This window comes from Desulforhopalus sp. IMCC35007 (assembly GCF_005116575.1).
Lineage (GTDB): Bacteria > Desulfobacterota > Desulfobulbia > Desulfobulbales > Desulfocapsaceae > Desulforhopalus_A.
The window spans coordinates 18207-29953 of the sequence record NZ_SWCN01000001.1 but is presented as its reverse complement, the minus strand read 5'-3'; the positions used below and the strand labels follow the sequence as shown (position 1 = coordinate 29953).

At 41.4% G+C, this 11747-nt stretch carries 11 protein-coding genes; 8 read left to right on the top strand and 3 right to left on the bottom strand.

Annotated elements, in window-relative coordinates:
* Positions 1-308: 308 nt before the first annotated feature.
* The gene (rimI, locus tag FCL48_RS00125; RefSeq protein WP_169309011.1) at positions 309-740 is read right to left on the bottom strand and encodes a ribosomal protein S18-alanine N-acetyltransferase; all 432 of its coding nucleotides are present in this window, start codon (positions 738-740) and stop codon (positions 309-311) included.
* 44 nt (positions 741-784) lie between these two features.
* On the bottom strand, positions 785-2002 hold the full coding sequence (locus FCL48_RS00120) for a type I glyceraldehyde-3-phosphate dehydrogenase (RefSeq protein WP_136870205.1): 1218 nt from the start codon (positions 2000-2002) through the stop codon (positions 785-787).
* A 181-nt stretch (positions 2003-2183) separates the two neighbouring features.
* Here FCL48_RS00120 and sfsA point away from each other — a divergent pair, with 181 nt between their 5' ends.
* Complete coding sequence (sfsA, locus tag FCL48_RS00115; protein ID WP_136870204.1) at positions 2184-2879, top strand: DNA/RNA nuclease SfsA; 696 nt, start codon at positions 2184-2186, stop codon at positions 2877-2879.
* 66 nt (positions 2880-2945) lie between these two features.
* Here sfsA and lepB read toward each other — a convergent pair whose 3' ends face one another.
* Positions 2946-3602: a signal peptidase I gene (lepB, locus tag FCL48_RS00110; RefSeq protein ID WP_136870203.1), complete on the bottom strand. Its 657-nt coding sequence runs from the start codon at positions 3600-3602 to the stop codon at positions 2946-2948.
* 357 nt (positions 3603-3959) lie between these two features.
* Between lepB and pilM the strand changes: the two genes are divergently transcribed.
* From pilM to FCL48_RS00075, 7 genes are read left to right on the top strand one after another with little or no spacing between them, the layout of a single operon-like run.
* Positions 3960-5015, top strand: coding sequence for a type IV pilus assembly protein PilM (pilM, locus tag FCL48_RS00105; protein ID WP_136870202.1), 1056 nt, complete (start codon positions 3960-3962; stop codon positions 5013-5015).
* Between the two features lie 22 nt (positions 5016-5037).
* Positions 5038-5616 (top strand): PilN domain-containing protein, encoded by a 579-nt coding sequence (locus tag FCL48_RS00100; protein ID WP_136870201.1) that lies wholly within the window; start codon positions 5038-5040, stop codon positions 5614-5616.
* Between the two features lie 27 nt (positions 5617-5643).
* Complete coding sequence (locus FCL48_RS00095; RefSeq protein WP_136870200.1) at positions 5644-6261, top strand: type 4a pilus biogenesis protein PilO; 618 nt, start codon at positions 5644-5646, stop codon at positions 6259-6261.
* Between the two features lie 17 nt (positions 6262-6278).
* Complete coding sequence (locus FCL48_RS00090; RefSeq protein ID WP_169309010.1) at positions 6279-6809, top strand: pilus assembly protein PilP; 531 nt, start codon at positions 6279-6281, stop codon at positions 6807-6809.
* Between the two features lie 3 nt (positions 6810-6812).
* Entirely contained in the window at positions 6813-8729 is a 1917-nt protein-coding gene (locus tag FCL48_RS00085) for an AMIN domain-containing protein (protein WP_136870198.1), read from the top strand.
* Positions 8730-8781: 52 nt separating this feature from the next.
* Entirely contained in the window at positions 8782-10665 is a 1884-nt protein-coding gene (locus tag FCL48_RS00080; RefSeq protein ID WP_169309009.1) for a hypothetical protein, read from the top strand.
* Positions 10666-10711: 46 nt separating this feature from the next.
* A complete protein-coding gene (locus FCL48_RS00075) occupies positions 10712-11725 on the top strand; it encodes a hypothetical protein (RefSeq protein WP_136870196.1) in 1014 nt (337 codons plus the stop codon).
* The last annotated feature ends 22 nt before the right edge of the window (positions 11726-11747 follow it).

The window sequence follows — 11747 nt, the reverse complement described above, 5'->3', positions numbered from 1 at the left end:
TTTTCAAGGTGTAAGAGTGGCATTTACTCCCAACAACGAGCTTCAATGTGCAGCAACAGGTCCCAGACTATACTCTTCGACTCGACTACCCTTTGGTTGCCACATATGGGAGTAGATAATCAACTTTCCCGGCTCCTTTATTATGTAAACTATACTGAGCAGTACCATGTGGATGCAAAATCATCGGTTCTATTTCTTTCGTTATCCATGGGTACATTAAAGTCTGCCCGTAAAAGAACTCTTTTAGACTTCTCCTGCAGATCAACTGTAGATTGCACATTTACCCTTCACGAAGGGAATAAATTATCTCAAACATTTCCTGCTATTTTTTTACGATAAATCAATGCATTATCTTCAGGGTTGCTGTAGTAACCAGACCTTTTACCAACTTGTAAAAAACCACTTTTGACATAAAGGTTCAAGGCACTTTGATTTTGGGAGCGCACCTCGAGAAAGAGAGTATCAACCCCCTTGCTGACAAGAAATTGTTCAAGATGTTTGAGGAGATGAATGGCAAGCCCTTGCCTTCGTGCTCTTGTATGCACAGCAATTTTTAACAATTCCGCTTCGGGGACGCAAAACCTGCAAGCACACCAACCTAGAATACGATCGATCCCTGAAATACAGAGATCAGCGGCTTCCTCCGCCACAAAGACTACCCCCCGGTCCTGGTGCAACTCTTCTATTAACGAGGACTGGGACCAGGGAGAAAAGGTTTGCTGTTCAATGCGTTCGACCATAGCCACGTCCGCTTTGAACATTTTTCTGACACGGAACAATTCTTTTAGATCATCTCCTCACTGACATGGACCACAAGGTCGCTCAGCATATTTGTATAACTGCCAAGTTCATTATCATACCAACCATAGACAACCGCCTGGGTAACTGGAATATTCAAAATCGGATCCGCGCCAGTGACAAGACTTTCTGCCTTTACCTTTGCAAGATCCACCTGAATATTGGCTGTCCGGGTATGGGTTTCAGTCCCCTCAATGGTAGCTGCAGCGGCTGGCATCCCTATGATGTCTGATGAAACATTTTGCTGGTTCGAGAAGACCAGATACGGATTATTTCCGGCATACTCTTCATAGATTGAATTGATATCACTTCTTTTGATCGGCTTATCAAAATCATCCTGCAAATTCAAAACAAGAATAATAAGCGATCCGGTCGATGTCGGAATGCGCACGGATTCCGCCATAAAACCGATGGATGACATCTCTGGAATGACAAGCGACAGGGCCTTAGCGGCTCCGGTCGTTGTCAAAATGATATTATTGAGAATGGAACGATTTTTTCTCATATCTGTGGCACCGGCACCAGGCAGCCTATCCAGCACCTGCTGACTTCCCGTAGCGGCATGCACCGTAACCATGGAGGCGCTCAGAATCTTATCTGCACCAATTTTTTCCATGAGAGGTTTGATCATGTACGATAAGCAGGTCGTTGTGCAGGATGCCGCCGAAATGAGGGAGTGATGGCCTGAGTCATAGGTTTCTTCATTAATACCCATGACAGTTGTGACTGCATCGGCCGGCATATCAAGACCTTTGGATTTAATCTTAAAAGGTGCTGACAAAATTACCTTTTCAGCCCCAGCCTGCATATGACCACGCAAAGCTCCTCGGCTGGCATCAGGATCCGCTGTAGGGTCCGTAAAAACACCCGTTGTATCGACAACAAGTTTAACATCATTTTCCTGCCAGGCGATGTCTTTAGGATTTCTCGCATTACGAAGTATCGTAACCGGCACCCCGTTTACAACCATTGTACCTGCGGCATCGTTGAGTTCTTCAATCACACGCGGACAACTATGCCCGTAGAGATAGGTGCCAAGGCGGCCATAGGTGGAATCTCTTTCGAGCATTGACGCCAGATCTTCGAGGCTAGATCCGACCTCCCGGCCAATATTGGCGACGATCCCGGAAAAATGTTTTCTGGAAACCTGCTGCCAGAGAGACAATTTACCAATCCTGCCTAATCCATTGATTCCTAATTTCATAGCAATGCATCTCCTTTCCATTTAACATGGAATACTGAGCTCAAGTCATCCCCTTGACAGCATGCATAGGGGGCGAATGTATATAAATGACACTTCATCTGGTTAGTCTCATTATGTATCACTAACTCTAATGACATGCAACAATAACATTAATTAAGACCACCCAAGAGAGAACCCATCAATGCAATTCACAACTCCACTTATCCACGGACGACTTATTAAGAGATATAAAAGATTTCTGGCAGATATCGAGCTGGAAAACGGGGAAACCATTACAGCGCACTGTCCTAACACCGGAACCATGCTGTCCTGCTCTACCCCTGGAAGTCCTGTGGCCCTTTCCTTATCGAACAACCCTAATCGTAAATATGCTTACACTCTTGAAATGGTGCAGGACAACTCTACCTGGGTCGGAGTCAATACTGCAAAAACCAACGTGCTTGTCGCCGAAGCAATACGAACAGGAAAGATTAAAGAATTTGACGCAGTAAAAGAAATAAAGCGAGAGGTAAAAACTTCTGTTCATACCAGATTAGACTTACAGGTTTTTACAGAGAATGTAGACATTTACATAGAGGTTAAAAATTGTTCTCTTGCACAGAACAATTGTGCGATGTTTCCGGATGCAGTAACAACTAGAGGCACAAAGCATCTGACCGAGCTCATGCGTCTAAAGGAAGAAGGAGAAAATTGCTGTATATTCTTTCTCGTTCAGAGAATGGATGCCGACCACTTTACTCCAGCCGCCCACATTGATGAGCTGTATGCCAAAACTCTGCAGGAAGCCAAGACGAAAGGAGTGATGGTCCTGGCCTACCAGGCAGATGTACAACCAGAATACATTGAGGTCAACCGCCCACTAACGGTTAGACTATAATAGACATGTTCAACACAAGGCCTTCCCAAATCCACGGTTTACCAAGGAAAAGGAAGGCCTGTTATGCTAATCAATCAAATTTGCGATCCGTCCCCACCTGATTGACTTAAGTCTCTCGACAGAAAACAGGGATTTATCGATATCCCATGACCAGTATAGAATAAAAGCTTTACCGAGAATATCCTTCTGATCGACAAAGCCCCAGAACCGACTGTCGTAACTGTTGTCTCGATTATCTCCCATCACAAATATTCGGTCTTCAGGAACCAGGATTGGACCAAAATTATCTCGCGGGCTCACCTGGGCGTCAAGAACAGCAGGAGAACTGACATGTGCATGAGGATCATCCACACCGATCCCATTTACAAAAACTTTCTTGTTCTTAATCTCAACGGTATCACCAGGAGTCCCAACTACTCTTTTTATATAGTCAACAGATCGATCTTTTGGAAATTTAAAAACCACGATGTCACCCTTAGAAGGGTCGACGATGGGAATGATAATTTTACCGGTAAATGGAACACGTATTCCATAGATAAATTTATTCACCAGAAGATGATCACCAATCAAAAGTGTTGGCAACATAGAACCTGATGGTATTTTAAAAGCCTGTACAATGAAGGTCCGAATAAATAACGCTAGCAGTATTGCAATACAAATCGCTTCAAAATATTCTCTAAAGACCGATTTCGTTTTTCCTGTATTGGACAAAGCAAACCTCATCAAAAATTAAAATTGGAATAAAATCAAAAAACAGTTTGCCGAAAACTACTTGAATTAAACATCAATTACAAGTGAGTTCATCCTTACACCGGTATAATTTTTACAACCATACCGCATGCAGTACCAGACAACCTCCTATCAACAATATGTTGTGGAAAACACCTCAAAACACGCCAGCTCGTATTGAAATAAGCACCTGTTAAATAAGAATTTTTTGACTTTAACAACCATTCTTTTCCTTGACAAAGAATTTTATTTGTGCCCTAATAGCGGTATGTACATGAAAAATCAGGTGTTTATCGATGTACAAAAATTGATACCGTGTAAGTCAACATTAACTTTTTCAATACAACCGACATGAATTTGCCGTTCACATCCCAAAACGATTTAGTTGTAGGTATTGACATTGGCTCCCATGCCGTAAAAGTCTGTCAACTTAAACGGACTTCAGACGGTTATGCCATCGTTGCCCTCGGGAGTAATGTTTTACCCGAAGGAGCTGTTGAGGACGGCACGCTGAATGATCCTGAGGTCGTCGCCGAGGTTATCTCTGATCTCTTCAAAAACTTAAAGATACGGAATAAAAAAGTAGGTTTCTCTATTTCAGGCTATTCTGTCATAGTGAAAAAGGTAAATCTTGCAGTCATGGAGGAAGCCGAACTTGAAGAACACATAATGTCAGAAGCTGAGCAATATATACCCTTTGACATTGATGACGTTTATCTTGATTTTCATGATTTGAAAACATCGGAAAACCCAGGGAAAACCGATGTTATGCTGGTAGCTGCTAAAAAAGATATCGTAGACGAATATCTTGAAATGCTTCAAAGCATAAGTCTTACCGCGGTTGTTGTGGATGTTGATGGTTTCGCCCTAGAAAACGTGTACGAGTATAATTACGAAAAAAACGACAATATTGCATTGGTGGATATTGGTGCTTCAAAAATGAACATCAACATTCTCTCTCAAGGTGTATCTGTTGTTGCCAGAGATATCATTGTTGGAAGCAGGCAGTTGACTGAACAGATCCAGAACGTTTTTGATATAGAATTTGATGAGGCCGAAGAACTTAAGCTCGGTTCACTGCCCGCAGGAGATAAACGAGAAGAAATAGAAGATATTTTTTCTGCAACCTGCACCCAATGGATTCTTGAAATAAAAAAAGCCATTGATCTGTACCACTCAAACCACCCAGAACAGCCCCTGAAAAAACTGATCCTGAGTGGTGGTGGGGCTAAAGTAGCAGGTCTTATAGATTTTCTAGCTCAAGAGACGGACTTGAAAATTGAACTTTTCAATCCTTTTGCCAACATGGCATCAAACGATAAAAGAATTGACGCTGACTATCTTAAAAGCATTGGCCCGGAAATGGCCATTGCTGCAGGAATAGCTCTCAGGCCCTCATCTTTATAATTATTCTCGCTAAGGTTTAGCTATGTTAAAAATCAACCTGCTGCCGGTAAGGCAACTCAAGAGAAGGGCCAAGGCACGGAAGCAGATAACAACGATCTTTTTATTCTTCTTATTGCTTCTTGCCATGCTTGCAACTGTTGGATTCATACAAGCACAGAAAATTTCTTCACTACAGGATGAAGTGAAGCAACTTAACACCGAGAAGAATTCCTATAACAAAACTCTTGCTGAAATTGCTAAGCTTAAAAAAGACAGGGAAGAACTGACAAGAAAAACAGATATCATCAAGCAATTGAAAACGGATTCGTCCCTTACAGTGAGGGTGCTCGACGAAGTTGCAAACCGCATTGATAATCAGCGAATGTGGCTCCTGTCCTTACATCAGCAAGAATCCTCGCTGCGGCTATCCGGAATTGCTCTTGATAACCAGACCGTGGCACAATTTATGGATAATTTAAAAGAATCACCCTTTGTAACTGATGTTACTCTGACAGATTCTTCTCTTAAGATAATATCTGGTAAGAATTTAAAGAGTTTTGAACTCGCATGCAGTGTGGCTCACCCCGCACCGGCAGAACCAAAGATTTCTGAGCCTCAATGATGCTCCTAATATTTCTGAGACAACTGTATGAAAAAGAGTAATCAAGCTTTAACAAATTTTATCAACGAAAAATATATCCCTCTGGAACAACGGACGAAGATTGCAATTGTTGTCGCAATACTACTTCTTCCTATTGTCGCCTTTTATTTCGCGTACTATCAGCCCAAATCGACAACGATTGAGACACTTACAGGGCAAACGGAACAACTCAAACAACAGGTTCAGGAAGCAAAGGCCAAGGCTGCCAATAAAGAAAAGTTTGAACAAGAACTTGCAGACGCCCAGTTAAAATTTGATGAAACCTCAGTTCTATTACCCAAAGACAGTGAGATTCCTAAACTTTTAAAGGATATTTCGTCTCTGGGCCGCAATGCAGGGCTTGATTTTCTCACTTTCAAGCCACTTGCAGATGTTCCAAAAGACTTTTATGCCGAATTGCCTGTAACCATCAATGTCCGGGGTCCATATCATAATATGGGATTTTTCTTTGACCAGGTCAGCAAACTTGAGAGGATAGTGTCTGTCACCAACATAAAAATGAGTTCACCTAAAAAAGAAGGTGGTGAGATGTTGCTCAGCTCTGATTGCAAACTCGTTACGTATCGCTTTACGAATGTTGAACTTCCCAAAGCACCCAAAAAATGAATGTTATGAGTTTACCTATGTATAACAAGACCCCAAAGATACATGTTAGAAAAATATACAATAGTGTTGCTGTTTGTTTTCTGCTTGCGTCTTCAATTCTTGTCCTCCCTGCGGTATCCATGAGTGCCGTTGATACAAGCGAACCAAACCTGCTTGGGGAAAACGTAAATGCAAATCGTTTTGAATACGTCTTAGAAAACAGAGCCGACCCTTTCGTTCCTTTTCTTTCGGAAAAAGCCGCAACTGCAAGTGTCGACATGAATGAAGTCATTGAAAGTAAAGAACCACTTACAGGGATGCAACTTTTTGAACCTGGCCAGCTAACACTTGTAGCATTGATGCAAAAAGGCGGTGAAGACATCGCCATGGTAGAGGATTTCACAGGAAAGGGCTACGTCCTGACCGAGGGAATAAAAATAGGACGCAGAGGGGTTGTAAAAGATATTGCCTTGAACCGCGTCCTCATAGAAGAGACTGCCGAGACTCGTGCAGGAAAGAAAATCATTACAGAAATTGTAATGATACTCAAGAAAGAGGGAGAAGAATAGAAAATGCTTAAATGGCTCGCAAAAACAAAACTTGCTGTTTTCTTCGCATTTTGCATCTTGTTCACATTTCAGACAGATTTTGCAAAATCGGCAACAGACGTTTCCTATGAAATCATAGATGTTACTGCAACACTGACTACAGATAGCCTGGAATACACACTATTTGGTAAATCCAAACCAGCATACACAGTTTCAGAAAGATTTGCACCATTCAGAGTCGTCATAGATATTGCAGGTGCTACTCTGAATTCGCAAATTACAGAAGAAAAAATAGCAGTTCCTAAAAATGATTTCAGTTCATTGGCTATCGAAGATTTGACTGATCAGACGCCACATATCAAACGGCTTATTTTCACACTTGCAGATACCCACGACTATGATGTCGAACTTGTTGGCAACGATATTAAATTATCAGTAACACCTGGAAGTGCCACTAATAAAACTGCCGACCTCACCCCAGTAGATGTGCGATCGCTGACTGATTTTAAAGTTGAAAGTACCCCTAACAGCACAACGATTACCATTCTCTCTAATGGTCCAATAGACAATTACACCGTTGACACGATAGGTAGTGGGGCGAATAGACCACCTCGGATGTACATAGATATCGAAGATGTGGCAATCAATGAACTGGTTCCGGAAAAACAGATAGGTACCAGTGTAGATAAAGTTCGCGTCGCAGCTCGAGGTAAAGGTGCCCGGATCGTTTTTGACTCTGCGTCTCAAAACCTTTTTACCTACACCGTCGCCCCATCTCCCAATGGACTCAGTGTCGTCATCGACGAAACAAACAAAGGCCAAACAATCAGCAATGAAACAGCAGCTAACGTTGCAACTGCAGCTCCCGCATCAACCACTCAGCCACAAGGTGATACGACTTTAGATGCTCTTATAGGTTCTTCAGAAAAATTATTGAGTCAGGATCCTGACGAAATTGTTGAGCAAGCAGCTCAGGCACAAGCCTCTGCTCTTGAAGACAGCTTCTCTTTTTCTGGCTACAAGAAACAACGGATCAGTGTTGATTTCTATAAAATTGATATCCATAACGTTTTTCGACTTTTCAGACAGATTACTGATTTAAATATCATTGTAGATGAACAGGTAGAAGGAGTACTCACACTCGCTTTAACTGATGTTCCATGGGATTTTGCCCTTGATATAATTCTCAACCTCATGGACCTGAAAAAAGAAGAACGCTTTAATACTATCGTGATATATCCTGCCAAAAAAGAGTTCGTCTGGCCGACCAGGGCGGAAAATAACCTTGCCTTTGAGGCAGATGTTGAAGTTATCGAGCAAGAAGCCTTAGTGATTGAAAAGTCCAACACCCTTTCAAAGGAAATTATGCTGGCGAAAGAGTTCATGGCAAAAGCCCAGGATCTTGAGACGCGCGAAGAATTTGAAAATGCTTCTCTTCTCTATATCAAAGCATTGGAGCTCTGGCCCGAAAATATCAAAATTTCAAATAAGCTCGCCACTCTCTATCTGGTTAACCTAGGATTCAATGCCAAAGCCGTATACTATGCAAAGGAAAGCTTGAAGCAAGATCCTCAAAATGCTCAAGCAGCACTTTACGCTGCAATTGGTTCAGCCAATATGCAAAGGATTTCCGAAGCAAAAGAATATTTTTCACAAAGCATAAGTAATTCACCACCAATGAAAGAAGCTCTTATCAGTTTTGCTGCGTTCAGTGAAAACAATAGTCAAAACGAAGCAGCACTCAAACTTCTTGATAAATACGATTCTTATTACGGTGAAAATCTAGAAACTATGGTTTCCAAAGCTAGAATTCTTGACAAACTCGGAAAGGCTAAAGAAGCGACGAAGCAGTATCAGGCAATTCTTACATCTGGCTTTCAGATACGAAGCGATCTCAAGAAATATATAGAAGGCCGCTTGGCTGCTAAAGATCTTTATTAAAAATAAAATGGAATCTAATTCTCTCTCAAAATTTTCATTCCAAGAGGTTTTTATGAAGTACCTAAAATATTGTTTTATTTGCAGTAGCCTCTTGCTACTCTCATTGCTGTTTAGTTCATGTGCCACTGAGACACCACAAAAAGAACAAATTCCCAGCAAGGCAACAGAAATGGTGCCGCCCGTTAGCCCTCCCGAGACAATGAACGTTCCTGTCTCGCCAGCTAGTCTGCCGGTTAGATACCAAACCGGATCATATATTGTGGACAAAGATGAAGCAGACGACGTACTAATATCAGAAGAGAGTAAACTGAAGGTTGGAGCAAAAATAACATCCGTGCGGGGGCCTCAACCACTTGTTGATATTCTCAAACGATTAGCATCTCTCAAAGACATGAATGTCTCCTGGGCCAGCGATGTCGACAAAAATGTACTTGTTGATGTCAACATAGGCGCTAATGATGATTTTTACGAAGCCATCGACAACATGCTCAGACAAGTCGATTATTATCATGAAATGCAGGGAACTACCATTATTGTAAAGTATAAAGAGACTAGGCAATTTCATATTGCTATGCCATTTATAAAACAGGCATATAAAACCAACACAGGTGGCGATGTCTTAGGTAGCACCGGCGGGGGAGAAAGTAATACTAATGTTGCCGGAGAGATTTCATTAATGACCGATGGTGCTGCAATAAACAGGACAACAAACGGCGAACTAGGAGGAATTGAATTCAATACTTGGAGTAGCATTGAGAATAATCTCAATGCTATTCTCAACATCTGGACAACAGAAGAAGTAAAGGGTATTGCTACTTCAAATTCTGAAAATACTGTAAACACAAATGATCCTGCTCTTGGAACTGACACTAATAAGGACAAACAGATAGTCGAAGCTACCTTTCGAAAATCTTCCGGGGGTAATTCCTACTTTATTGACAAACCTGTTGGATTAATCACTGTTACCGCCCCCCGCCCTCTCATAGACAAACTGGACGTATATTTCAAATCTCTGAAAAAAGAATTATATAAGCAGATCTCCATTGAAGCCAAAATTATTGAAGTACAATTAGACGACTACAGCTCTGTCGGGTTGAACTGGAATGCAATTCTTGAAAATCTTTCTGTTTCGTCTGGTTCGGCTTCAACCTCAAGAAGCTACAGCAATACCAAAACAAATAGTACGGATAACACCAATACGAGTACTAGAGAAAATGGCAGGTCGTATACTTCTACTAATAACACATCGGATGGTATAAGAACGAATATAACAGATGATATAGGTACGAATATATCGAATAATATAGCTTCGAGCATAACCTCGGCTGCTACCGTACTGACCAATGGTTTCTCATCAGGCTATGCTGGTGCAATTTCGCTCGCCTCATTCACTTTTGATACATTTATCAATGCAGTTTCAGAACAGGGCCAAACAAACATCCTGTCTAATCCTAAGTTAAGTGTTTTAAATGGACAACCAGCATTAATGACAGTTGGTCGTAATGTCACCTATATTGATCAGATTACATCCGATGTTGATTCAGACAACGGAACGATAACGTATACCGCTGAAACCGCACGAGCGCTCTCCGGAGTTGGCCTGGCATTAACTGCTAATATTCTTGATGATAATGAAATTATCTTAAATCTTGTTCCAGTCACATCTGAGTTGGAGGAACCCATAGAATATCGCACTGTAGGTCTGGGGGAAGTTGGACTTCCGATAATCAATGTGAGAGAAATGAGTACAACTGTAAAAGTCAACAATGGTGACATGCTTGTGATTGGGGGATTAATCTCAAGTTCTGATTCTAATGACGGATCCTTCATTCCCGGAACCAGTGGTATTCCGTTTTTCAAGTACCTCTTTGGCTATGAAGAAAAAACTAAAACTAAACGCGAGTTGATAATTCTTTTACAACCAAGAATCATTTAATATTTTTCAAATATGAATTTATTTTTTTTCATTAGAGAGGACAAATATGAATAGGCTGAAATCTTTAGTCATTGGAATTTTAGCTATTAGCTTAGCTGGATGTGGACAGACAGTCGTAGAAACCTTAAATGTTACTCAAGGCCCCCAAGTTAATGGTCCTGGAGCTGGAAAAAGCATTGTAATTCTTCCTTTTGCAGATTATTCCCAAGGTGATCTCCAATCAGCGCAGCGTAGGAATATGGTGATCACTGAAAGCATGACTGATAAGTTCATTAGCAACGGTTTTGTACTTCCTGTTCAGGAAGATGTATTTGACTACCTCGTAGATGAAAAAATTATTGAGGGTACTTCTTACCAACAGTCAAATACCGCCTCTCTTGAGTACGAATTGCAGGCTGACTGGTCAGAAGCCATGAAAATGGAAATACGTCGGTATAAAAACCAAATCGAAACTGATGTTTCTCAATCCCAAACGAAATCCCCTGGGACCCATCGTCTCACCCCTACGAAAGTTGCTAAAATTGGACGACATTTTGATGCTGATTACATTGTCCGTGGCCGTATTCTTGAATTTAAAACAAGAGACGAAGCAACATGGGCTCCTTGGAAAAAAGGTATACTACCATTCGTAAATGGTGGGACCAACAGAATTCTCAATGGCTTCGCCAACTCTGATGAGTACGATGAAAGAAATGAAGCACTAACAGGTGCTCTCATTGGCAGCATAATAGGTTACAACGCAGGGAGCATGCCATTTAGTGACAAAGATTCCCTCTTTGAGTTATCTGGCAGCTCATCCAATGCGGTTCTATGGGGTGGTGCAGGATACGGTATAGGAAAAGTAACCCATACTAGTGGAAAAGTAGATCAAGCAGCAGTTCAATTACGTGTATGGATTCAAGAGGCATCTACTGGAAATGTGGTGTGGTCTAACAGAGTAAGAGTACTTGTATCACCTGAATCCATCCTTGCCGACAATCAATATGACACTCTTTTTAATCTCGCTATTGAGAAGGGAGTCACCACACTCGTTGATCATTTTGTAACTTACGGAATGTAATAAGCTCAATTATCATTTCCCG

What these genes read in the sequence shown, in the direction of transcription:
- rimI (WP_169309011.1), bottom strand. Translation starts at nt 740, where the DNA reads ATGGTCGAACGCATTGAACAGCAAACCTTTTCTCCCTGGTCCCAGTCC.
- FCL48_RS00120 (WP_136870205.1), bottom strand. Translation starts at nt 2,002, where the DNA reads ATGAAATTAGGAATCAATGGATTAGGCAGGATTGGTAAATTGTCTCTC.
- sfsA (WP_136870204.1), top strand. Translation starts at nt 2,184, where the DNA reads ATGCAATTCACAACTCCACTTATCCACGGACGACTTATTAAGAGATAT.
- lepB (WP_136870203.1), bottom strand. Translation starts at nt 3,602, where the DNA reads ATGAGGTTTGCTTTGTCCAATACAGGAAAAACGAAATCGGTCTTTAGA.
- pilM (WP_136870202.1), top strand. Translation starts at nt 3,960, where the DNA reads ATGAATTTGCCGTTCACATCCCAAAACGATTTAGTTGTAGGTATTGAC.
- FCL48_RS00100 (WP_136870201.1), top strand. Translation starts at nt 5,038, where the DNA reads ATGTTAAAAATCAACCTGCTGCCGGTAAGGCAACTCAAGAGAAGGGCC.
- FCL48_RS00095 (WP_136870200.1), top strand. Translation starts at nt 5,644, where the DNA reads ATGAAAAAGAGTAATCAAGCTTTAACAAATTTTATCAACGAAAAATAT.
- FCL48_RS00090 (WP_169309010.1), top strand. Translation starts at nt 6,279, where the DNA reads ATGTATAACAAGACCCCAAAGATACATGTTAGAAAAATATACAATAGT.
- FCL48_RS00085 (WP_136870198.1), top strand. Translation starts at nt 6,813, where the DNA reads ATGCTTAAATGGCTCGCAAAAACAAAACTTGCTGTTTTCTTCGCATTT.
- FCL48_RS00080 (WP_169309009.1), top strand. Translation starts at nt 8,782, where the DNA reads ATGAAGTACCTAAAATATTGTTTTATTTGCAGTAGCCTCTTGCTACTC.
- FCL48_RS00075 (WP_136870196.1), top strand. Translation starts at nt 10,712, where the DNA reads ATGAATAGGCTGAAATCTTTAGTCATTGGAATTTTAGCTATTAGCTTA.